The 21,520-nt window shown below is 63.9% G+C and carries 24 protein-coding genes; 12 read left to right on the forward strand and 12 right to left on the reverse strand.

All coding sequences use genetic code 11. The features are described 5' to 3' along the window. Positions 1 to 101: 101 nt before the first annotated feature. From AC6H0R_RS09595 to AC6H0R_RS09605, 3 genes are all read left to right on the forward strand, one after another. Complete coding sequence (locus AC6H0R_RS09595) at positions 102 to 533, forward strand: NMCC_0638 family (lipo)protein (protein WP_497581142.1); 432 nt, start codon at positions 102 to 104, stop codon at positions 531 to 533. 79 nt (positions 534 to 612) lie between these two features. Next, entirely contained in the window at positions 613 to 1,611 is a 999-nt protein-coding gene (locus AC6H0R_RS09600) for a hypothetical protein (RefSeq protein WP_497581143.1), read from the forward strand. Between the two features lie 171 nt (positions 1,612 to 1,782). After that, complete coding sequence (locus tag AC6H0R_RS09605; protein ID WP_497581144.1) at positions 1,783 to 2,439, forward strand: alternative oxidase; 657 nt, start codon at positions 1,783 to 1,785, stop codon at positions 2,437 to 2,439. On the opposite strand, the gene AC6H0R_RS09610 is transcribed toward AC6H0R_RS09605, so the two are convergent. Next, positions 2,436 to 3,098 carry a GDSL-type esterase/lipase family protein gene (locus AC6H0R_RS09610; RefSeq protein WP_497581145.1) on the reverse strand — a complete coding sequence of 221 codons (663 nt, stop codon included), beginning with the start codon at positions 3,096 to 3,098 and terminating at the stop codon, positions 2,436 to 2,438. The genes AC6H0R_RS09605 and AC6H0R_RS09610 overlap by 4 nt on opposite strands. A 144-nt stretch (positions 3,099 to 3,242) precedes the next feature. On the opposite strand from AC6H0R_RS09610, the gene AC6H0R_RS09615 reads away from it, so the two are divergent. Continuing rightward, on the forward strand, positions 3,243 to 3,512 hold the full coding sequence (locus AC6H0R_RS09615; protein ID WP_497581146.1) for a hypothetical protein: 270 nt from the start codon (positions 3,243 to 3,245) through the stop codon (positions 3,510 to 3,512). 18 nt (positions 3,513 to 3,530) lie between these two features. Here AC6H0R_RS09615 and AC6H0R_RS09620 read toward each other — a convergent pair whose 3' ends face one another. The 7 genes from AC6H0R_RS09620 to AC6H0R_RS09650 all read right to left on the reverse strand — a co-directional run bounded on the left by AC6H0R_RS09620 (position 3,531) and on the right by AC6H0R_RS09650 (position 12,166). Continuing rightward, positions 3,531 to 5,165 carry a methyl-accepting chemotaxis protein gene (locus tag AC6H0R_RS09620; protein WP_497581147.1) on the reverse strand — a complete coding sequence of 545 codons (1,635 nt, stop codon included), beginning with the start codon at positions 5,163 to 5,165 and terminating at the stop codon, positions 3,531 to 3,533. 160 nt (positions 5,166 to 5,325) lie between these two features. Next, positions 5,326 to 5,694 (reverse strand): arsenate reductase (glutaredoxin), encoded by a 369-nt coding sequence (arsC, locus tag AC6H0R_RS09625; protein ID WP_497581148.1) that lies wholly within the window; start codon positions 5,692 to 5,694, stop codon positions 5,326 to 5,328. Between the two features lie 35 nt (positions 5,695 to 5,729). Continuing rightward, entirely contained in the window at positions 5,730 to 6,011 is a 282-nt protein-coding gene (locus tag AC6H0R_RS09630; RefSeq protein WP_497573456.1) for a peptidylprolyl isomerase, read from the reverse strand. Positions 6,012 to 6,055: 44 nt separating this feature from the next. Next, entirely contained in the window at positions 6,056 to 7,237 is a 1,182-nt protein-coding gene (purT, locus tag AC6H0R_RS09635) for a formate-dependent phosphoribosylglycinamide formyltransferase (RefSeq protein WP_497581149.1), read from the reverse strand. An 8-nt stretch (positions 7,238 to 7,245) separates the two neighbouring features. Beyond that, entirely contained in the window at positions 7,246 to 8,910 is a 1,665-nt protein-coding gene (gene ettA / locus AC6H0R_RS09640) for an energy-dependent translational throttle protein EttA (protein WP_497581150.1), read from the reverse strand. Between the two features lie 82 nt (positions 8,911 to 8,992). Then, a complete protein-coding gene (locus AC6H0R_RS09645) occupies positions 8,993 to 10,300 on the reverse strand; it encodes a Glu/Leu/Phe/Val family dehydrogenase (protein WP_497581151.1) in 1,308 nt (435 codons plus the stop codon). Between the two features lie 123 nt (positions 10,301 to 10,423). Beyond that, positions 10,424 to 12,166 (reverse strand): ABC transporter transmembrane domain-containing protein, encoded by a 1,743-nt coding sequence (locus AC6H0R_RS09650; protein ID WP_497581152.1) that lies wholly within the window; start codon positions 12,164 to 12,166, stop codon positions 10,424 to 10,426. Between the two features lie 163 nt (positions 12,167 to 12,329). Between AC6H0R_RS09650 and AC6H0R_RS09655 the strand changes: the two genes are divergently transcribed. The 3 genes from AC6H0R_RS09655 to AC6H0R_RS09665 all read left to right on the forward strand — a co-directional run bounded on the left by AC6H0R_RS09655 (position 12,330) and on the right by AC6H0R_RS09665 (position 13,534). Beyond that, positions 12,330 to 12,644, forward strand: a complete 315-nt coding sequence (locus tag AC6H0R_RS09655) for a transcriptional regulator (RefSeq protein WP_497581153.1) — start codon at positions 12,330 to 12,332, stop codon at positions 12,642 to 12,644. Then, positions 12,637 to 12,945: a helix-turn-helix domain-containing protein gene (locus AC6H0R_RS09660; RefSeq protein WP_497581154.1), complete on the forward strand. Its 309-nt coding sequence runs from the start codon at positions 12,637 to 12,639 to the stop codon at positions 12,943 to 12,945. Before AC6H0R_RS09655 ends, AC6H0R_RS09660 begins: the two co-directional genes overlap by 8 nt. A gap of 148 nt (positions 12,946 to 13,093) precedes the next feature. Continuing rightward, positions 13,094 to 13,534 carry a GIY-YIG nuclease family protein gene (locus AC6H0R_RS09665; RefSeq protein ID WP_497581155.1) on the forward strand — a complete coding sequence of 147 codons (441 nt, stop codon included), beginning with the start codon at positions 13,094 to 13,096 and terminating at the stop codon, positions 13,532 to 13,534. Between the two features lie 53 nt (positions 13,535 to 13,587). Here the strand turns inward: AC6H0R_RS09665 and AC6H0R_RS09670 are convergent, their stop codons facing one another. The 4 genes from AC6H0R_RS09670 to gcvT all read right to left on the reverse strand — a co-directional run bounded on the left by AC6H0R_RS09670 (position 13,588) and on the right by gcvT (position 17,059). Then, entirely contained in the window at positions 13,588 to 14,097 is a 510-nt protein-coding gene (locus AC6H0R_RS09670; protein WP_497581156.1) for a cupin domain-containing protein, read from the reverse strand. A gap of 244 nt (positions 14,098 to 14,341) precedes the next feature. After that, on the reverse strand, positions 14,342 to 14,956 hold the full coding sequence (locus AC6H0R_RS09675) for a PRC-barrel domain-containing protein (protein ID WP_497581157.1): 615 nt from the start codon (positions 14,954 to 14,956) through the stop codon (positions 14,342 to 14,344). A gap of 590 nt (positions 14,957 to 15,546) precedes the next feature. Then, positions 15,547 to 15,927 carry a glycine cleavage system protein GcvH gene (gene gcvH / locus AC6H0R_RS09680; RefSeq protein ID WP_497581158.1) on the reverse strand — a complete coding sequence of 127 codons (381 nt, stop codon included), beginning with the start codon at positions 15,925 to 15,927 and terminating at the stop codon, positions 15,547 to 15,549. Between the two features lie 43 nt (positions 15,928 to 15,970). Next, entirely contained in the window at positions 15,971 to 17,059 is a 1,089-nt protein-coding gene (gcvT, locus tag AC6H0R_RS09685) for a glycine cleavage system aminomethyltransferase GcvT (RefSeq protein WP_497581159.1), read from the reverse strand. Positions 17,060 to 17,178: 119 nt separating this feature from the next. Here gcvT and AC6H0R_RS09690 point away from each other — a divergent pair, with 119 nt between their 5' ends. The 5 genes from AC6H0R_RS09690 to AC6H0R_RS09710 all read left to right on the forward strand — a co-directional run bounded on the left by AC6H0R_RS09690 (position 17,179) and on the right by AC6H0R_RS09710 (position 21,493). Continuing rightward, the gene (locus AC6H0R_RS09690; protein ID WP_497581160.1) at positions 17,179 to 18,066 is read left to right on the forward strand and encodes an alpha/beta fold hydrolase; all 888 of its coding nucleotides are present in this window, start codon (positions 17,179 to 17,181) and stop codon (positions 18,064 to 18,066) included. A gap of 1 nt (position 18,067) precedes the next feature. Next, complete coding sequence (locus tag AC6H0R_RS09695; protein WP_497581161.1) at positions 18,068 to 18,910, forward strand: 3',5'-nucleoside bisphosphate phosphatase; 843 nt, start codon at positions 18,068 to 18,070, stop codon at positions 18,908 to 18,910. Between the two features lie 7 nt (positions 18,911 to 18,917). Further along, complete coding sequence (locus AC6H0R_RS09700) at positions 18,918 to 19,550, forward strand: L-threonylcarbamoyladenylate synthase (protein WP_497581162.1); 633 nt, start codon at positions 18,918 to 18,920, stop codon at positions 19,548 to 19,550. 64 nt (positions 19,551 to 19,614) lie between these two features. After that, complete coding sequence (locus AC6H0R_RS09705; protein ID WP_497581163.1) at positions 19,615 to 20,274, forward strand: site-2 protease family protein; 660 nt, start codon at positions 19,615 to 19,617, stop codon at positions 20,272 to 20,274. A 16-nt stretch (positions 20,275 to 20,290) separates the two neighbouring features. Next, positions 20,291 to 21,493, forward strand: a complete 1,203-nt coding sequence (locus tag AC6H0R_RS09710) for a tryptophan--tRNA ligase (protein ID WP_497581164.1) — start codon at positions 20,291 to 20,293, stop codon at positions 21,491 to 21,493. Positions 21,494 to 21,520: the final 27 nt, after the last annotated feature.

Consider the following 21,520-nt stretch of genomic DNA (forward strand, 5'->3'; position numbering starts at 1 on the left):
GTCTGCTTGCGCTGATGCTGGCGTTGGGCGTTCAGCCTGCATGGGCGGAGGAGGCGGATCAGAAGCCGCAGTTCTTCGCCAATCTGTACGTGTAGACCTGCATGAAGCATTTCGGCAATCCGGCAGGGCTGCGCAGCGAGTTTGCGCAGCAGAAGGTTCCCGAGCTACCGCCCGAGAAGGCGCAGTATTTTCTGGCAGGAGGGCAGGGCAGCGCCTGGGTGATTCCGAATCCGCATGGAGACTTTGTCGTGTCACTGCGCGATGAGGCCTTTTGTGCGGTGCATGCGCGCCGCGCAAACGCCGCAGAGGTCGAGCGTCTGTTCAACGAAATCGTCTCGGCCGGCCCGCCGCCGCTGCAGGTCCAGAAGCTCGGCGACGAGCAGGCGATGTCTCCCAACGGTCCGACCCGTACCGTCTCCTATGCGTGGCTGAAACCGAGCGAGAGCCGCAAGCTGTTGTTTACGCTGACCACCGCGGCTTCGCCGGAAGCGCGGATTCAGGCCATGGCTTCGCTCGTCGGGCTGCGGGACTGAGGGCGTGGTGATGCGCTGGCGTGCAGTGGTCTTGTCTGGCTTGCTCAGCTGCGCCGCTTCGGTAACGGCTTCACCGACCATGTCCGGGGAGACGAGCCGTCCCGAGTGCGTGGATGCGCTGACGCTGGCGAAGTCGATGTTTGCGTCTTCTGCGAAGCGCCTCTACGCCCCCCTGCGGTTCCCTGAGGCCTGGAACAGCCATCCGGTGCTCGGGGCCACGGAGCCGGACATCTCCGCCGGCGATGCATTGCAGGCCGCCGATGACTTCGAGAAGATTCCGCAGGCCATCCGTAGCGTGTATTGGGCGCGACAGGCACAGCACGGACGCAGGCTGGTCGTGACGGAGACGGCGCGCGGATGGCGCGGAGATACCTATTCCGTCCACATGCTGGATGAGCCGGTGACGCCGGACGAATTCATGCGCTCCGGCGGAGCGGAGCCGATCATTGATTTTGCATGGCGGCCACCCGCGGTGTTTCGCAGCACCTCGACCGGCGCACTGTGGCTCATCGACGTCGGCCAGCCCTTCGCCATCTGGCCTGACTGGCGCGTTTTCGTGCCGCCCGAGCGCACGCCTGCGTGTCAGGTGCAGTTTCGCGACCCCTTGAAAGATCCGGCCGAATTCCTGCCAGAGGCCGTTCGGGCGCTGCTGCCCTTGCTGGACCACGCCATCGGGCCGGGGCTGGATGAGGGCACCTTGCAGCAGACCGCGCGCTTGCGGCTGCATGTGCGTCATGTGCTGGCAAATGCCGCCTTGCGCCCCTGGGCGATATCGGACGCGGACGCCTACAACACGCGGGAAACGGTGGATGCCGGGCTGGAAACCTGGGCCCGCGAAAACGCCGAGCAGGCCGAAGCACATCGTGCGCTGCTTGCGGGCGAGCCGGAGGCCGAGCGGGCACTTGCCGGCTACTACGCAAGCCACTTTGCACTCTCGGCCGCGCAGGCAGAGAACCTGGCGGCCTGGATGCTGGACGTCATGCTCCGGGCCCATTTCGTCTTTCCTCGCGCGATGGCTACCCGAGCACCGGGCCAGCCCAATCCCTGGCCTTCCGGGCCGACAAACAGCATGCAGTGAGCGGTATCACGGCCGTTCTGCCCGGAAGATGTCCAGCACAGGCTGCAGGCCTTCGAGGTTTTCCCTTGAACGGATTGCCGTGCATCGTTGTCATCAGGAGCGTGAGCTTGCTTCGTGCGGTGGCGGTGGCCACGTGCCGAGCGCCACCGCCGACAACCGCAGGAGGTCTGGATGACTGAGGAAAATCAGGAGCAGCGAGCGGCAGGCAACGATGACCCGCTCGCCAAACACCACACACCGAACGGCCTGTCCGACCGTATCGCTTTCGGGCTGACCAAGTTCCTGCGCTTTATCGCCGACAGCTTCTTCGCCAAGCGCTACGGCCACCGGGCGGTGGTGCTGGAGACGGTTGCCGGTGTGCCGGGCATGGTCGGCGGCATGGTGCGTCACATGCGCTCGCTGCGCCGGCTGGAAGACGACCGCGGCTGGATTCACACGCTGCTGGCCGAAGCCGAGAACGAGCGCATGCATCTGATGACCTTCATCGAGATCGCGCGGCCGAATCTGCTCGAACGGGCCATCATCCTCATTGCGCAGGGTGTGTTCTTCACCAGCTTCTTCATCCTCTATGTGCTGTCAGGGCGCACCGCACACCGGCTGGTCGGCTATTTCGAGGAGGAGGCGGTGTATAGCTACACCGAGTATCTGGCGGAGGTCGACAGCGGCCGCATCGAGAACATCGCCGCGCCGCAGATTGCCATCGACTACTGGAAACTGCCGCCGGATGCCCGCCTGCGCGACGTGATCATCGCGGTGCGGGAAGACGAGGCGGGGCACCGCGACGTCAATCACGACTTCGCCGATAGTTTCGATCTGGCTTCAGGCTAAGGCGTCAGCCATCCGGCGCGCTGCAAGGCATTGCCGATCCGATCCGCCATTTCGGCATAGCCCTGAGCGTTCGCATGGATGCGGTCAGCCCGCAGCTCGTCGCGCGACAACACCTCGGATACCGCATCCGGCACCAGTGCCAGCAGGTGTTCGCGCGCAAGCTCGGCAAACAATTCGTGGTCCGACAGGCTGCCCAGCAGCACGGCGCCTGCCGACTTGGCCGGAATCGCCACAATCCCCACATGCTCCGTGCTCGCGCGGCTCTGGCGGATCAGGCTTTCGATATTGCTGCGTGTGGCCGACAGCGGAATGTTGCGCAGGAAATCGTTACCGCCAATGGCAATCAGAATGGCCTGCGGTTGATGTGTCGCAATCAGCCCGTCGAGCCGGCGCAAGGCGTCGGCCGACGTGTCGCCCGGCACGCCGGCATTGATCACGTCCCACCCCGTGCGTTGCGCAAGGCCTTCCGGCCAGCCGCTGCCGCGTGGCGCGCCGGTCCCGGCCACCAGGCTGTCGCCGATCACCAGCACGACGGCACCGCGGGGCAAGGGCGCAAACCGGGCGGTGTCCTCCTGCCCGCAAGCGGTCAGCAAAAAGGCGAGCAAGGTCCACAGCACGAAGCGGCGGAGCAGGAAGACGGAAACGGTGGGCAGAGACATCGGGCCGGGCAGTGGGTTGGTTTGCACAATGATGCCTGATCGCAGCGCATCCACGTCAAGCGAGGTCGTGCGCGCTCCCAACGGCAGCGGGAAGGATTACACTCGCGCACCCGCCGAACCCCGGCGCTGCACCGGAACCCTGCAATGAAAAAGACCGACCTCTACAAGAGCCTCAAGCTCAAGATCGATGGCCAGATGAAAAATGCCGCCACCCCCGACCGCTTCGGTCAGGCGGGCGTGCCCGACCGCAAGGAGCAGCGTCGCCTGGATCAGCAGAAAGGCCTGATTCCGTTTGCCGTGAAGATCGAGTCTTCGCTCGCTGTCGAAGTGCGCGCGCAGGCTGAAGCGCGCGGTTTGAGCGTCAATGAGCTGGTGAGCGAGTTGCTGCGCAAGGGTCTGGACGCCGGGGCCTGAATACGGCCAACCTGCAGGTCAGAGGCGGAAGCGCATCACCGACTGCTTGAGTTCATCAGCCAGTGCGGCAAGGTGGTGTGCAGCACCGTTTGATTCACGTGCAGCACCGCTGTTTTCTTCGCCCATCACGGCAATGCGCTCGACGCTTTGCGCGATTTCGTTGCTGGCGATCGACTGCTCCTTGAGGGCGGTCGAGATTTCGGCAATCGACGCAACGACCTGGTCTGAACTGTGCAGGATGCGCCCGATGGCTTCGCTGGCTTGCCCGGCTTTGTGCACGCCTTGTTGAACCTGCTCCACTTGGCGCTCCATGCTGTTCACGGCCTCGTCGGTACCGGACGTGATCAGGCCGACAATTCGGGCAATGTCTTCGGTTGAGGCGGAGGTGCGTTCGGCCAGCTTGCGTACCTCATCCGCAACCACGGCGAACCCTCGTCCTTGCTCACCGGCTCGGGCGGCTTCAATGGCAGCGTTGAGCGCCAGCAGATTGGTTTGATCGGCGACTTCCTTGATCACCCCGACAACCTTGGCGATCGCCTGAGAGTGGCTGCCCAGCGTGCGTACCGCCGTAGCGGCGCCGTCCACGGACTCCGCGATGCAGCGCACATCCGCCACTACATCATCAATGACCTTTCCGCCCTCACGCGCGGTCTGGCCTGAGGTGGTCGCCTGATTGCTGGCGTCGCTGGCCGATGCGGCGACATGGTTGATGCTCACCGTAAGTTCCTCGACCGCTGCAGCCATCGAAGAGGCGGACTGCGACTGGTGCTCGGTGGCCTCGGAAATCTGGTCAGAGGCGGTCGACAACTGATTGGAAGCCGAGACGATGTCATGCGCCTTGCGCCCGATCAGCTCCACCATGCTGCGCAGCTCGGCCTGCATGCCCTGCAACGACGCGACCATTGCGCCGACCTCGTCACCGCGACGCACGTCGATACGCCCGGAGAGATCGCCGGCCGCGATCTGTCGGGCAAAGTCATTGGCCTCGTCGAGCGGGCGCGTGACGATGCTGCGGATCATCCACAGCGCGCCACCCAGACCCAGCGCCAGTGCAACGCAGATGACCGCGATCATCGTGAACTGCGCCGTGGAGTAGGACGCAAGGTATTCGTCGTTGGTCGCGCGGGCGACATCGAGCTGCAGCTGGATGAGCGCGCTGATGGCGTCGGAAATCGGGTCGATTACGGGGTACATCTCGCGCGCAGCCATGGCGTCAACTTCGTCCAGCGCACCCGCGTTCAGCGCGGCAACCATGCGGTCAATGAGCTGACTGCCGGCCTTCATGGCCTCGGCAGCCTGCGACGCCAGGCGTGCTTCATCGGGGGTGAGTTCAGTCGCCATGTACGCGCCCCAGCGTTCGGCGATGGTCTTCTTCGCCTCCAGCATCTTGCGAGCACCGTCAGCCGGCAACAGTGCGCTGTCACGCACCTTGTGTGCCGCATCCACCACCGACACTGCGTATTCATCGGCCACCGTCTTGAGATCGCGCAAGGGCACGACGCGATCGTTGTAAACCGCCTCCATGCCACTGAGCGTACGGCTCATGCCGTTCAGGCCGAGCAGGCCGATTGCGGCGGAAATCGCCAGCAAAAGGGCGACAAGCGTCAGCAGCAGGGTTCGAATGCTCAGAGCATTGTTGGCAGAGTCGTTCATGTCGGCAATCCTCAGGCAGCGGGCCGGGAACAGAGGGGCGAGTTTTTTTTGTGGGTGCACCGCAGTAACGGCAGCGGCTGGCCGAGCTTGAGCGCGAGGGGTGGCGCGGATGCAGACGACGAGTGAGGCGCCTGCACCTTCACGCGTTTGAGTGGTGCGTTCAGCGCTGCAGCAAGTCCAGCACCTTTTCGGGCGGGCGCGCCACGACAGCGCGTTCGCCTGCGACAACGATGGGCCGCTCGATCAGTACCGGGTGCGCAAGCATGGCGTTGAGCCAGTCATCCTCGCTCATGGTCTTGCCGGCGTATTCGCTCTTGCAGATTTCCTCGCCCATGCGGACGAGTTCGGACGGCTGCATGCCGAGTTTGGCGAGCAGCGCGACAAGCACCTCGCGCGTGGGCGGCTCGTCCAGATAAGGCACGACTTCTGGCGTGATGCCGTGTTCTTCCAGCAGCGCTAGTGCGCCACGGCTCTTGGAGCAGCGGGGGTTGTGGTAGATCTGCATGGTGTTATGGCACAGGCCGGACATGCGCGGAGCGCATGCACCGGCCTGCGAATGTCGTATCAGTCGTTACGCGCGGTGACTTCGAGCAGGTGGTAGCCGAACTGGGTCTTGACCGGGCCCTGGACTTCGTTGAGCGGGGCCGAGAACACGACTTCGTCGAACTCACGGACCATCTGGCCGCGACCGAAGCTGCCCAGTTCGCCGCCACGACGGCCTGACGGGCACTTGGAATGCTCCATGGCAAGCTTGATGAAATCTTCGCCGTTGGCGATGCGCTCTTTCAGTTCGAGGCACTGGGCTTCGGTGTCGACGAGGATGTGACGGGCGGCGGCTTGGGTCATGAGACAACTCTCCGGGTGTTGTGCCGGTCTGGCCGGCGTTGAAATCAGAATTCGACGTTTACGGCCCTGGCGGCGCGCAGGGCTTTTTCTTTTGCGGCTTCGACCGACTCATCCAGCGCAAGGGCCACGCCCATGCGGCGACGGCCGTGCACGGCCGGCTTGCCGAACAGGCGCAGCGCGATATCCGGCTCGGCCAGCGCCGCGCCGAGATTGCCGAAGGTGGTCTGCTCCGAATCGCCTTCGACCAGAATCACGGCCGAGGCCGAAGGGCCGTGAAAGCGCACGGACGGAATCGGCAGACCCAGAATCGCGCGGGCGTGCAGCGCGAACTCGGACAGATCTTGCGAGATCAGTGTTACGAGCCCGGTGTCGTGCGGGCGTGGCGAGACTTCGCTGAACCAGACGGAGTCGCCCTTCACGAACAATTCCACGCCAAACAGGCCACGGCCGCCCAGAGCGTCGGTAACGGCCAGCGCGATGCGCTCGGACTCGGCCCGGGCTTTGTCGCTCATGGCCTGCGGCTGCCAGGATTCGCGGTAGTCGCCGTCTTCCTGACGGTGGCCGACCGGTTCGCAGAAGCTCGTGCCGCCGACATGGCGAACGGTCAGCAGCGTGATCTCGTAGTCGAAATCGACAAAGCCTTCGACAATCACGCGGCCCTTGCCGGCGCGGCCGCCTTCCTGCGCGGTTTCCCAGGCCGGACGTACATCTTCAGCCTTGCGCAGCACGCTCTGGCCCTTGCCGGACGAACTCATCACGGGCTTGACCACGCACGGAAAGCCGATGGCCTCGACGCCCGCGGCATAGTCCTCGAAGGTGTCGGCAAAGCGGTAGGGCGAGGTCGGCAGGCCCAGCGTTTCGGCCGCCAGGCGGCGGATGCCTTCGCGGTCCATGGTGAGCTGCGTGGCGCGCGCAGTGGGCACCACGGTATAGCCCTCGGCTTCCAGCTCGACCAGCGTGGCCGTGGCAATGGCCTCGATCTCCGGCACGATGTACTGCGGCTTTTCCTGTTCGATGATCGCGCGCAGCGCGGCACCGTCGAGCATGCTCACGACGTGGCTACGATGCGCCACCTGCATGGCCGGCGCGTTGGCGTAGCGGTCCACCGCGATCACCTCGCAGCCCAGGCGCTGCAGCTCAATGGCGACTTCCTTGCCGAGCTCGCCCGAGCCGCACAGCAGCACACGTGTGGCGGTCGGGGAGAGCGGGGTTCCGATGGTCGTCATGCGAAAGCTCAGCGCGAAATCGGCTTGTAGCGGATGCGCTTGGGCTTGGCGCCTTCTTCACCCAGTCGCTTGCGTTTGTCTTCTTCGTATTCCTGATAGTTGCCGGCGAAGAAGGTCCATTGCGAATCGCCTTCGGCCGCCAGGATATGCGTGCAGATACGGTCGAGGAACCAGCGGTCGTGCGACACGATCAGCGCGCAGCCGGCGAATTCCAGCAGGGCGTCTTCGAGCGCGCGCAGGGTTTCCACATCGAGGTCGTTGGACGGCTCGTCGAGCAGCAGCACGTTGCCGCCGGCGATCAGCGTCTTGGCGAGATGCAGACGGCCGCGTTCGCCACCCGAGAGGTTGCCGACGATCTTCTGTTGGTCCCCGCCCTTGAAGTTGAAGCGGCCGATGTAGGCACGGCTGGGCATCTCGAAGCGGCCGACGGTGAGGATGTCGGCGCCGTCCGAGATGGCCTCGAACACGGTCTTGTCGTCGGGCAGGCCCTCGCGCGATTGGTCGACCGAAGCGAGCTGCACGGTCGAGCCGATGTCGATGGTGCCGGAGTCGGGCTTGTCCAGTCCGCGGATCATCTTGATCAGCGTGGATTTACCGGCGCCGTTGGGGCCGATGATGCCGACGATGGCGCCCGCCGGGATGCTGAAGTTCACGTTGTCCATCAGCAGCTTGTCGCCGAAAGCCTTGGACACGCCGTTGAACTCGATGACCTTGTCGCCCAGACGCTCGCCCGGCGGAATGAAGATTTCCTGCGTTTCGTTGCGGCGCTGGTATTCCACCGACGACATTTCGTCGTAACGCGACAGACGCGCCTTGCTCTTGGCCTGGCGTGCCTTGGGGTTGGAGCGCACCCACTCCAGCTCCTGCTTCATGGCCTTCATGTGGGCTGCTTCCTGCTTGGATTCCTGCTCCAGGCGCGCGCCTTTCTGCTCCAGCCACGAGGAGTAGTTGCCCTTCCAGGGAATGCCGTGACCGCGGTCGAGTTCGAGAATCCACTCGGCGGCGTTGTCGAGGAAGTAGCGGTCGTGGGTGACGGCCACCACGGTGCCGGGGAAGCGGGTCAGGAACTGCTCCAGCCATTCCACCGATTCGGCGTCGAGGTGGTTGGTGGGTTCGTCCAGCAGCAGCATGTCGGGCTTGGAGAGCAGCAGCTTGCACAGCGCCACGCGGCGTTTCTCGCCACCGGACAGGTTGCCGACCACGGCGTCCCAGTCCGGCAGGCGCAGCGCGTCGGCGGCGATTTCCATCTGCGTCTCGGTATCGCTGCCGGCGGCGGCGAGGATGTTCTCGTACTTCGCCTGCTCTTCGGCCAGCTTGTCGAAATCGGCATCGGGTTCGGCGTAGGCCGCGTAGATCTCTTCGAGCTTCTGCTTGGCCTCCATGATCTCGCCCAGGCCGGCTTCGACCTCTTCCTTCACCGTCTTGGCGGGATCAAGCTCCGGCTCCTGCGGCAGATAGCCGATGCGCGTGCCGGCCAGATGCTGCACCTCACCTTCGTATTCCTTGTCCGCGTTGGCCATGATGCGCAGCACGGTGGACTTGCCCGAGCCGTTCAGGCCAAGCAGGCCGATCTTGGCGCCGGGGAAGAAAGAGAGGGAAATATCCTTGATGATCGTCCGCTTGGGCGGGACAACCTTGCTCACGCGGAGCATCGACATCACATACTGGGCCATGGAGAACGCTCGATCCTGCAAAGAATGCTGAGGGCGCGAGTCTACCACCGCCCGACCGGTACCGCGCCGGGCGTCGGCCCCGTCAGACCCCGAAGTCGCTGGCCGTGCCGCGCTGTTCGATGGCCTCGGCGATACGCCCGATGCCTTGCAGATACGCCGCCGTGCGGTAGCTCACCGCATCGTTCCGCGCACGCTCCATCACGCGTTCGGCTTCCCGCGCGATGCGCTCGGCCATGCGTGCATTGACGGTGTCTTCGTCCCATTGCTCGCCGCTGCGGTTCTGCATCCATTCCAGGTAGCTGACAATCACGCCGCCGGTGTTGGCGAGCACGTCGGGCAGTACGTCGATTCCCCGCTCGGCGAGTTTCGCGTCACCTTCACTGGTGACCGGGCCATTGGCGATTTCCAGCACCAGCCCGGCGCGCACCTGACCAGCGTTGTCGGCATGGATCTGGTCTTCCAGCGCGGCGAGTACCAGCACGTCCACATCCAGCGCCAGCAACTCTGCCTGGCTCATGACCGTGGCGCGATCACACTCGCACAGCACCGATTCGTCGCAATACACCATGTCCTTGAGTTCGCGCCGCTCGTGCTTGTGACGCCAGATCGGCTCCGGGTCCAGCCCCTCGGCATCAAAGATGGCGCCTTTCGAATCAGATACGGCAACGACGCGGTAGCCACGTTCGTGCGCCAGCCGCGCGAAGTGGTAGCCGGCGTTGCCGAAGCCTTGCACCGCCACCGTGGTGTCTTCGGGCTTGCGGCCTTCACGTTTGAGCCACAAGTCGAGCACCTGCAGCGCACCGCGCCCGGTGGATTCCACCCGCCCCGGAGAGCCGCCCAGCGCCAGCGGTTTGCCGGTGATCACTGCAGGCTGGTGGCGCCGCGTGATGGCCTGATACTCGTCGGCCATCCAGCCCATCACGGTGGGGTTGGTATTCACGTCGGGCGCCGGAATATCACGGTCCGGCCCAACGATGTCGGCCACCGCGCGCAGGTAGCCGCGCGACAAGCGTTCCAGTTCCAGCTTCGAGAGCTTCTTCGGGTCGACGGCCACGCCGCCCTTGCCGCCGCCGAAGGGCAGGCCGACCACCGCGCATTTGATTGCCATCCAGAAGGCCAGCGTCGTGACTTCGTCGCGGTTCACGGCCGGATGAAAGCGCACCCCGCCCTTGGCCGGCCCACGCGTGATGTCGTAATGCACGCGCCAGCCCGTGAAGACTTCCAGTCGCCCGTCGTCCATGCGTACCGGAATGCCCACCTGCAGCGCCAGCGCCGGCTGGACGAGGCGGGCGCGCACGTCGTCGGAAACTTCCAGCCGGTCAAAGATCTGCTCCAGACGAGACATTGCGTCGTCCAGCAGGCTTCGTTCTTGGGCGTGGTTGCGGCTCATCGCTTTCTCCGTGGTGGTGTCGTGTAGTCCGACATCACCCGGAGCGAACGTTCCCTGCCGGCAGTGTCTCAAGGCGCAACAGACGAAGCGCAATGCGCCAGTCCGCCCCGCGAAAGAGGCGGCTCAGGCTGTGAACTGCAGCCGCGCCAGATGCGCGTACAAGCCATCCTTGGCCATCAGCTCGGCATGCGTGCCGGTCTCGACGATGCGGCCGGCGTCCATCACCACGATGCGGTCGGCGCGTTGCACGGTGGCCAGGCGGTGGGCGATCACCAGCGTCGTGCGGTTCTCCATCAGGCCTTCCAGCGCGGCCTGCACCAGACGTTCGCTCTCGGCATCCAGCGCCGAGGTGGCTTCGTCCAGCAGCAGCACCGGACGGTCGGCCAGGATGGCGCGGGCAATCGCGATGCGCTGGCGCTGCCCGCCGGAGAGTTTCACGCCGCGCTCGCCCAGATCGGTGTCGTAGCCCTGCGGCAGACGCTGCACGAACTCGTGCGCGTGGGCGGCCTTGCAGGCGGCCAGCACTTCCTCCTGCGTGGCCTCGGGGCGCGCGTAGCGCACGTTGTCGGTCACGCTGGTGGCGAAGATCACCGCCTCTTGCGGCACCAGCGCAATGCGGCTGCGCACGGCCTGCGGGTCGGCATGGTCGAGTGGCACGCCATCGAGTTCGATACGGCCCGCGTCCGGGTCGTAGAAGCGCAGCAGCAACTGGAACACCGTGGTCTTGCCGGCGCCGGACGGGCCGACCAACGCGACGGTTTCGCCCGGCGCCACGTCTAGCGTGAAGTCTTCCAGCGCCGGCGTGTCGGGGCGGGAAGGGTAGTGAAAACCGGCCGCTGCAAAGCGCAACTCGCCGCGCGACGGGCTCGGCAGGGCCACCGGATCGGCCGGCGCACGAATGGCCGGCGTGGCGTCGAGGATCTCCATCAGCCGCTCGGTGGCGCCGGAAGCGCGCTGCAGTTCGCCCCACACCTCGGAGAGCGCCGCCACGCTGCCTGCCACCAGTGCCGCGTAGAACACGAAGGCCGACAACTCGCCGGCCGAGATGCGGCCGGCTAGCACGTCATGCCCGCCAATCCACAGAATGAAGGCAATGGCGCCGAACACCAGCAGCATCACCGCGGCCACCAGAATCGAGCGGGTCTTCACGCGGCGCCGCGAAGTCTCAAAGCTTGCGCCGATCAGCCGGCCGAACTCGTCGCGGTCGTGCGCCTCGTGGCTGTAGGCCTGCACGATGCGGATTTCGTGAATGGTCTCGTCAATGCGGTTGCCCAGGTCTGCAATGCGGTCCTGCGATTCGCGCGCCAGTTTGCGCACGCGCCGCCCGTAAAACAGGATCGGCACAATCACCAACGGCACGCCGATCAGGGTCAGCAGCGTGAGCTTGAGACTGGTCGTGAACAACATGATCAGCCCGCCCACCAGCATCAGCACATTGCGCAGCGCAATCGACAGGCTGGAGCCCACTACGCTTTCGATCTGCGCCGTGTCGGCCGTCAGCCGCGAAATCACCTCGCCCGTACGCCCGGCCTCGAACCACGACGGCGGCAGCGTCAGCAGATGGTCAAACACTCGCTGTCGTAAATCAGCCGTAATGCGCTCTCCCAGCCACGACACGTTGTAGAAGCGCGTAAAGGTCGCAGCCGTCAGCACCACGATCACGCCAAACATTGCCGCCAGCGTGCGGTCCAGCCACTCCGGGTTGCCGGCCGAAAAGCCCTGGTCGATCACCGCGCGCAGGCCCTGGCCGACGGCGAGCATGGCAGCCGCGGCAACGATAAGGGCGAGCGCAGCCACGCCGACGCGAGCCTTGTAGGGGCGCAGCATGGCGGCGAAGAAGGGGAGAGCGGAGAGGGGTTTGGACATGGTGGGCCAGGGAGGGTGAGCGGGAATTTTACGACCGGAGCGGCGGCATTCGGTTCGGAGTGATCGTGGGGCGCAATAGGCGAAGTGCATTGCGCCGAATGATCCTTCGCGGAAACTCCGCGTACCGTTGATTGAACTCCGTCTTTGACGTATGGTCGAGGCTATGTACACGATCGCCGAAACGCCGACCTTCGCCGCCGATGCGGACAAGCTCTGGACAGAGCGCGAGCGTCTGGAGTTCTTCGCCTGGCTCGCAAGCAATCCTGAGGCTGGCGATGTAATTCCGGAGAGTGGCGGTTGTCGCAAGGTCCGGTGGTCCCGTGCCGGCACGGGCAAACGCGGGGGCGTGCGGATCATCTACTTCACCCGCCTGCCATCCGGCGAAATCTGGTTGTTGCTCATCTACCCGAAGTCGGTGAGAGACAACATTCCGGGGCATTTGCTCAAGGAAGTTCGAAAGGAAATTGAAAATGACTGACCCGAAGACCACTACCAGACCCGTTTCCTCGGGCGAGGCCCTCGGCCTGAAGCTGCTGCAATCCGTGCGGGAGATGAAGGCGGGTACGGCAGCACGAGTGACGAAGATCGAACCGAATGAAATCGTACTGGCCCGCCAATGCACCGGATTGTCGCAAGCGCAGTTTGCCGAAGCCCTGCAGATATCCAAGCGGACCCTTCAGGAATGGGAGCAAGGGCGGCGGGCGCCCTCCGGTGCGGCACAGGCTTTGATTCGGATTGCTAGAAGGCATCCGGAAGTCGTGCGGGAAGAACTGGCTTGACGCGCAAAAGAAGGCCTCTCTTTTACGATCCGAACTATTGTGTGAGTTAGCAGGGATCCGTCCGATGGTTTCTACGCATAAGTCGTAGGACTTGTCCGTGACGATTGTGAATGGTTGATATTCGGAAAGTCTGAAAAGGTGTCGTGCGATGACTGTCCGTGGATGGGTATACGTCTTATCAAACCGTGCTATGCCCGGCCTGGTTAAGATTGGATTCAGTACAAAAGATCCGGTCCTTCGGATAGCCGAGTTAAACGGCACAAGCTTGCCTTATCCCTTCGATCTTGAGTTTGACGCTCTGATCGAGAACCCTCGCGAAGTTGAGAGGATGGTTCACCAACGCCTATCTTCTTGTCGAGAGGCAAAGGAGTTTTTCAGATCAGACCCGAGCACGGCCATCGCAGCAGTTCGTGAGGTCCTCAGCTCTTTGGGTCGTGAAATTCTCACGGAAAAAAAAATAAAAGGGGAAAGCCGCCCAGGAAACCTTCATGCTTCAGGCTCAGGAGATTCGAGATACTGTCCAATTTGCCATGGAAGTGTTCTGCGAACTGATCACAGATGTGAGAAGTGTTTCGCTCTTCTTGAATAGGTTGAGAAATACGAAACAGACCATGTTTCCAGCGATGAGACATTCTCACCAGCTCATTTTGCTCTCACAACATCCACCACCAACGCCTCCACCGCCTCCCCAGAAACATTCTCCCACCAGTGCGCCACTCCGGATTTCTCGATGGCGATATCCCCCATTTTGCGAACCACCGGCCCGGTTTGATCATTGCGATGCTCGACAATGCTGCCGCTGAGGATCAGCGCATAGCCGGGGCGTTGTTGGTGGGCATGGATGGCGATGACGCCGCCGGGTTCGATGGTGAATACCCGGGCGCGCATCTGGCGGCCCTGCATGGCGGGGAATTCATCACCCAGTTCAATGACGCCCAGAGTTTCGATTGAGCTGACGCCGCGGGTCACGGTCGGGCCGGTGAGGCCGCCGATGGTGGCGGTGGGGGCGTCGGCTGTGGCATTGGCTTTGGTGACCAAGTCGGCCGGCTGTGGTGGATGCGGCTCGTGACCGGGGTGGGCGAGAACGTTGCCGCTAACGAGCAACGCTGTGATGAGCGCACTGAGGCTGGCAGACACTGCAGACGGACGCATGGGCATGGCTCCGGGCGGGTCGAGGATTGGCAGAAGCATTGTGCCTGTATGCCGGCGGGTGTGAAACCATGGGGCCGGAGCACTGCATTTCGTTCTTTCGCCATGCTGTTCCGGATTGAAGCGATTGAATTGGCAGCGAATGGTGACCGTGATGGGGGCAGGACGAGCACCGGTCATGAAGAAAACACGGCAGAGGCAGCAGCCTCTGCCGTGTTTTCTTCATTGCAGCCGATAAAGCCAACGCTCAATTGCGCTGTTTGAATGCCGGTGCGGCCTCCAATGCTTCTCGCGTGGTCTTGACGCGGAGTTCCCGTTTGTCGGAGCTTCCTGGCGTTTTTACCTCTGTCCAGTCAATGGCGACGTTCTTTTCGCCGATTCCGAGAAAGCCGCCGACACCGACGACGACCCCAACGACCTGACCGTTGGCGTTGATGATCAGGTCATTCACCTGGCCGATTTCTTCATTGTCGACCGTGGTGACGGTCGCGCCGATCAGGGCCTTGGCATGTGTTCCTTCTGGCGGGACGGCACTCAGGTTGGCCGGCCCCTTGGGGGTGACGTTGCTGGGAGCGTTGCCCGGATGTGCGGAGGTGGGCGGCTGTTCGCGAGTTGTCGCGGATGGGCCTTTGGGTGAGCTGGAGTGCTGCTTGTTCATGTCCGGAGCAGGTTTGGTGTCACCCGGGTTGCCATCCCTCTCTTCGGGCGGCATGGCAACCCGTGCATCCTGGTCACGTGAAGTGACGTCCTGCTCCTGGTTTCCCGGCGGCGCATCTTGGAGTTGGGCCAGTACAGGGCCTGAACCAATCGCCATCACGGACGTAGCCAATACGAAACAAGCAAGTGCATTCAACTTTTTCATATACATCTCCTTTGAAGCCGGCGACTTGTCAGGAGGAATATCCTTCTGGACAGGCGCCGTATTGCAGCCTTTTTTCCTACAAATCCGTAGCCGGAAAATGAATCGTGACGCCACGGAAAATGAAAGCAAGGTGGGGCTGCAAGAGTGCACGGTAGCAGCCGTGTATCCGGTCTGCTGATGCTCAAGAAGAGCGCGTGGAGACATCAGAACTGCTGCGAGAACTGGCGGAGGAAAGGCGTGTGGCCGCGTCCAGACAGGGGATTCGCGGGTTTCGGGCGTAAAGCCCGCTCGGCTAAAACAAGCCGTCGTTCCCTTTCTGGTGTAGATGAAACTCTTTGTTTGTATTGGCTACCTGATATTTCCGGAAGCCGAAGAATGGCTGATTGAAATGAATGCAATTCCGGAATGCACGGCGGGCGTTCAAGCATGCATGAGGGCATGCAGCGTTGCGAATCGGCAGGTGAGGTGAGTTGCGCTTGCCGGCGCGCCTGGATCAGGCCGGCAGTTCGGCAGGAGAAGCGCATCCGGAAACCACAGGCTCGTGTGGCGGATGCGCTTCCCTCATCCGTAATGCAAGGGTCAGCGCAGCCTTACGCGCCGATTTCCTTCTTGTAGCCGTCTGCGTCGAGCAGGCCGGACAGGTCGGCGGAAGTCGGTTGGATGCGGAACAGCCAAGTGTCGTACGGCGCGTCATTGACGCCTTCCGGCGCATCTACCGCGGCGTCGTTGATGGCGACCACTTCACCGGCAACGGGGGCATGGATGTCGGAGGCGGTCTTGACCGACTCGACCACGGCACAGGCTTCGCCGGCTGTGAGGCTGCGGCCGACCTTGGGCAGTTCGAGGAAAACGATGTCGCCCAGTTCGTCCTGCGCGTGGTCGGTGATGCCAACGGTAAGGGTGCCGTCGGATTCCAGGCGCGACCATTCATGGGTGGCGGCGTAGCGCAGCTCGGCGGGGATTTTGCTCATGGGGTGCTCCGTTGGGTTCTTGCGAGGTGCGTGATGGTAACGCTCAGACGAGCGGTTTGCCGTCGCGCACGAAGGGCGGTTCGACGACGCGGGCGGAAATGCGTTCGCCGCGCAGGGCAACTTCAACCGTTTCGCCGGCCTGCGTGCCCTGCGGCAGGTGCGCAAAGGCAATGCCTTGGCCAAGGGTGGGCGACCACACAGCGCTGGTGGTGACACCGGTGCCGCGCGAGGTGATGACGGGCATCTGCGCCTCGGGTTCGGGCGCGTCGAACACCAGCCCCATCACGCAGGTGATCCAGGGTTTGTCTTCAAGCGTTTCGCGTCCGACGAAATCGCGCTCGGGATCGGAAAAATCGATGGTGCGCACGAGGCCGACATCCAGCGGGGTATAGCGGTCGCTCATGTCCTGACCGTACTGGCGGAAGCCGGCTTCGAGCCGCAGGGTGTTGCGCGCGGTCAGCCCGCAGGGCCGCACGCCGGATTTGAGCAGGGCTTCCCACATGGCTTCGGCACGATAGACCGGCACACCGACCTCGAGACCGTCTTCCCCGGTAAAGCCGGTGCGGGCAATGAACAGATCGGACAGGCGCACGGCGGCAAACGGCGGGGGCACGCCGCGAGCGGTGTTCAGCTCGGGAATCGCACGCATCGCGCGCTCGATGGCCTGCGGCCCCTGGATGGCGAACATCGCCAGATCATTGCGCGTGCCTAGCGATACGTTGGCGCCGGTGGCCGCAATGCGCTTGCGCATCCAGCGCACGTCGCGCTCGGCGTTACCGGGGTTGGCAACCAGACGAAATTCGCCGTCCGAGATGCGATACACGATGAGGTCGTCGAGGATGAGGCCGTCGTCGTCGAGCATGCATGAGTACAGCGTGCTGCCGGGGCGCTTGAGCGTGGCCACATCGTTGGCGAGCAGCTCGCGCAGAAAGGGCGTGGAGCCTGCGCCGGAAACTTCCAGCGTGACCAGATGCGAGACGTCGAACACGCCGGCGGCCTGACGCACGGCGTGGTGCTCGGCCACGGCGTCGCCGTAGTCGGCCGGCATTTCCCAGCCTGCAAGCGCAGTCATGCGCGCGCCGACGGCAAGATGGGCGGCGTGCAGCGGGGAGGTTTTGAGCGGAGCGTTCATCGCGTGATCTCGGTGTCCTGGTATGGGCGTGAACAGCCCGCCGGCAGGGCGGCGGCACGATAGCACCGGCTACGTTGCACCGCAACGTGAGCGCCGGTACACACGGTATCATCCTTGGCATGAAGCCATTCGAGAGCCATTTCCACGAGCTGCGGGGCATCCGCGTGCATGTGCGCGAGTGGGGGCGCCGCGGCGCCCCGATGCTGGTGATGCTGCACGGCTGGTCAGACGTCGGGGCGACCTTTCAGTTCGTCCTCGACGCCTTCAAGCACGACTGGCACATCGTCGCACCGGACTGGCGCGGCCACGGTCTGAGCGGACGCGGGGACGACGCCTACTGGTTTGCCAATTACATGGGTGATCTGGACGCGCTGCTGCACCTCTACAGCCCGGATGCGCCGGTGCGCATGGTCGGGCACAGCATGGGCGGCAACGTGGCTCACATCTATGCCGGCGTGCGACCGGAGCGGGTGAGGGCGCTGGTGACGTTGGAGTCTCTGGCGCGCGCAGACCGTCCGGCCGAAGAGGCGCCAGACCGCTACGCCACCTGGCTGGACCAGCTGGCCACGCGCAAGGCACCGCGCACCTATGAATCGGTGGAGGCGCTGGCCGTGCGCCTGCGCCGTGCCAATCATCGCCTGACCGAGGCACGTGCCTTGTTCATGGCGCAGCAGTACACCGAGGCCGATGAAGTCGGCGGGGTGCGCATTGCCGTGGAGCCGGCGCACCGCAACGTGCAGCCGGTCATGCATCGCCGCGCTGAGGCCGAGGCCTGCTGGCGCCGCATCACCGCGCCCGTACTGTGGTTGATGCAGGAAGGCCCGCACTGGCAGGAGATCCGCGGCATCAATGCTGCGGCGTGGGAACACACCAAGGGCTGCTTTGCAAACCTGCGCGAAGCAGCGATTGCCGATTGCGGTCACAATATGCAGCACGACCAACCCGAACGCGTGGCGGCTGCGATTGAAGCCTTTCTGGCCGAAGTTGCGCCCTACCAGGCCGGATGAGATGAGCGCTTTCCCGAAAAACCCTGATCTGCACTGTCATTCCACCGCATCTGACGGCTGGCTGCCGCCGGCCGATGTGGTGCGGCGTGCGCACGTCAACGGCGTGGACCTGCTGGCGCTGACCGACCACGACACACTGGGCGGTCTGGACGAAGCCTGTAGAACGGCGGATGAACTGGGGCTGAAGCTGGTGGCGGGAGTGGAAATCTCGGTGAGCTTTGCCACCGAGACCGTGCACATCGTTGGCCTGGGTGTGGATCGCCATGACGCCGCGCTCAACGCCGGTCTGGCCGGACTGCGCGAAGGCCGCCAGGAGCGCGCCCGCCGCATGGGTCAGGCGCTGGCCGAGGCCGGCGTGCCGGGCGTGTATGAAGGCGCACTGCAGTTCTCCAAGAACCCCGAGATGGTCGGACGCGCGCACATGGCGCGCCAGATCGTGGCCTGCGGACGCATGCCGGACGTCGGCACGGTGTTCCGCCACTATCTGGCCAAGGGCAAGCCGGGCTACGTCGAGCACCAGTGGGCAAAGCTGGAAGACGCCGTGGGCTGGATTGTCGGCGCCGGCGGTGTGGCGGTGATTGCCCACCCGGCGCGCTATCGGCTGGACGATATCGGCATGGAGCACCTGTTCGACCGTTTCCTTGCCTGCGGTGGCGAGGCGGTGGAGGTCGTGACGGGATCGCATACTGACGACGAGGTGCGGCTGTACGCTGATCTCGCACGCCGCCGCGGCATGCTGGCTTCGCGTGCTTCGGATTTTCACGGTGTGGAAGAAAGCCGTATCGACCTTGGGCAATGCCCGCCGTTGCCGGACGGGCTGACGCCGGTCTGGTCGCGCTTCTGAGTTCACCATGTCCCAGTTTTTCAACGTCCATCCCGAACACCCGCAACCGCGCCTGATGAAGCAGGCGGCGGACATCGTGCGCGGCGGCGGCTTGATCGTGTTCCCGACCGACTCGGCCTATGCGCTGGGCGGGCAGATGGGCAACGCCGACCTGTTGGCGCGCATCCGTCGTATCCGCGACGTGGATGATCGTCACCACTTCACGCTGATGTGCCGGGATCTGTCGGAGATCGGCACGTATGCACGCGTCGATAACACTCAATACCGTCTGCTCAAGGCCACCACGCCGGGTACTTATACCTTCATCCTGGAAGGCACTCGCGAGTTGCCGCGCCGGCTGATGCACCCCAAGCGCAAGACCATCGGCCTGCGCGTGCCCGATCACCCGGTAGTGGCTGCGTTGCTGGCCGAACTGGGCGAGCCCTTGCTGACCTCCACCTTGCTGCTGCCGGGCGAGGATCTGCCGCTGACCGACGCAGACGACATCCGCGAGCGGCTCGGAAAGCAGGTCGACCTGGTGATCGAGGCCGGCTTCTGCGGCCCGGAAGCCACCAGCGTGATCGATTTGACCTCGGGTTCGCCCGAGCTGGTCCGCGCCGGCAAGGGTGATCTGACGCCATTCGGGCTGGAGGCGGATTGATGTCCGCAGCCGGGCCGCGGCCCGCCACTCTGCTAGAATCCGCCGTTTTCAAGCCACAGGGCTTATGGAAACGCTGATCTCCACCCTCGCGATCTGGGCCTTGCCCGTGCTGCTGGCTATTACGCTGCACGAGGCCGCGCATGGCTACGTCGCTCGGTATTTCGGCGACCCGACGGCAGCGGAAGCGGGACGCATCACGCTCAATCCCTTCCGTCACATCGACCCGGTCGGCACCATTCTCGTGCCGGCAGGCATTCTCGGCATTTCGATCCTGTTCGGCAGCTCCGGTATGTTGTTTGGCTGGGCCAAGCCGGTACCGGTGGATTTCTCCCGGCTGCGCAACCCCAAGGCCGACATGCTGTGGGTGGCGGCCGCCGGACCGTTCATGAATCTGGTGATGGCTTTCGGCTGGGCAGCCCTGCTCAAGCTGGTGGTCAGTACGGAGCCCGGTCTGTACACCGATGCGCTGGTGCATATGTCGATTGCCGGCATCACCATCAACGCCGTCCTGATGTTCCTCAACCTGCTGCCGCTGCCGCCGCTGGATGGCGGGCGAATTGCGGTGAGCCTGTTGCCCAACCGGCTGGCGTGGAATTTCGCGCGCATCGAGCCCTACGGCTTCCCGATCCTGTTGATTGCCTTGTTCTCGGGTATCCTCGGGTCCATTCTCTGGCCGATGATCTCCGCTTTCCGCAGCCTGCTTTCGACCATTTTCAGTTTCTAGACCAAGCAAAAAAGCCATGTACGCAGAACGCGTTCTCTCCGGCATGCGACCGACCGGTCGCCTGCATCTCGGCCACTATCACGGCGTACTCAAGAACTGGGTGAAGCTGCAGGAGGAATACCCCTGTCTGTTCTTCGTCGCCGACTGGCATGCCCTGACCACCAACTACGATTCGCCGCAGGTGATCGAAGAGAGCGTGTGGGACATGCTGATCGACTGGCTCGCCGCCGGGGTTGATCCGGCACAGGCCACGCTGTTCATCCAGTCGCGCGTGCCGGAGCATGCAGAGCTGCATCTGCTGCTGTCGATGATGACGCCGCTGGGCTGGCTGGAACGTGTGCCGACCTACAAGGATCAGCAGGAAAAGCTCAGCAACAAGGATCTGTCGACCTACGGCTTCCTCGGCTACCCGCTGCTGCAATCGTCCGACATCCTGATCTATCGCGCCGACAAGGTGCCGGTGGGTGAGGACCAGGTGCCGCACGTCGAGATCACGCGCGAAGTCGCGCGCCGCTTCAATCACCTGTATGGCCGTGAACCGGGTTTTGAGGAGAAGGCGCGCGAAGCCGCCCGCAAACTCGGCACCAAGCGCTCGCGCCTGTACTTCGAGCTGCGCACACGCTTCCAGCAGGAAGGGGACCAGGCCGCGCTGGACCAGGCCCACGCCGTGCTCGAAGAGGCCCAAAACCTCAGCATGACTGATCGCGAGCGTCTGTATGGCTACCTTGAAGGCAGCAGCAAGATGATCCTGGTCGAGCCCGAGGCGCTGCTGACCGAGGCCGCGCGCATGCCGGGGCTGGACGGGCAGAAGATGTCCAAGAGCTACAACAACACCATCTTCCTGCGTGAAGACCCGGATTCGGTCACCAAGAAGGTCCGCACCATGCAGACCGACCCGGCACGCGTGCGTCGCACCGATCCGGGCGATCCGGCCAAGTGCCCGGTGTGGCAGTTCCACGTCGTGTATTCGGACGATGCCCGACGCGAGTGGGTGCAGGAAGGCTGTCGCAGCGCCGGTATCGGTTGCATCGAATGCAAGCAGCCGGTGATTGATGCCATCGTGGCCGAGCAGGACGTGATGCGCGAGCGCGCTCAGCCCTATATCGAGGATCCGAGCCTGGTGCGCAACGTCATCGCCGACGGTTGCGAACGCGCCCGCAAGCTCGCGCAGGAGACCATGCGCGACGTGCGCGAAAGCATGGGGCTGTCGTACTCGTGAGCACGCGGGCTGCATCCGGCGCTTGCG

Source organism: Pseudazoarcus sp. NS36 (genome assembly GCF_059703705.1).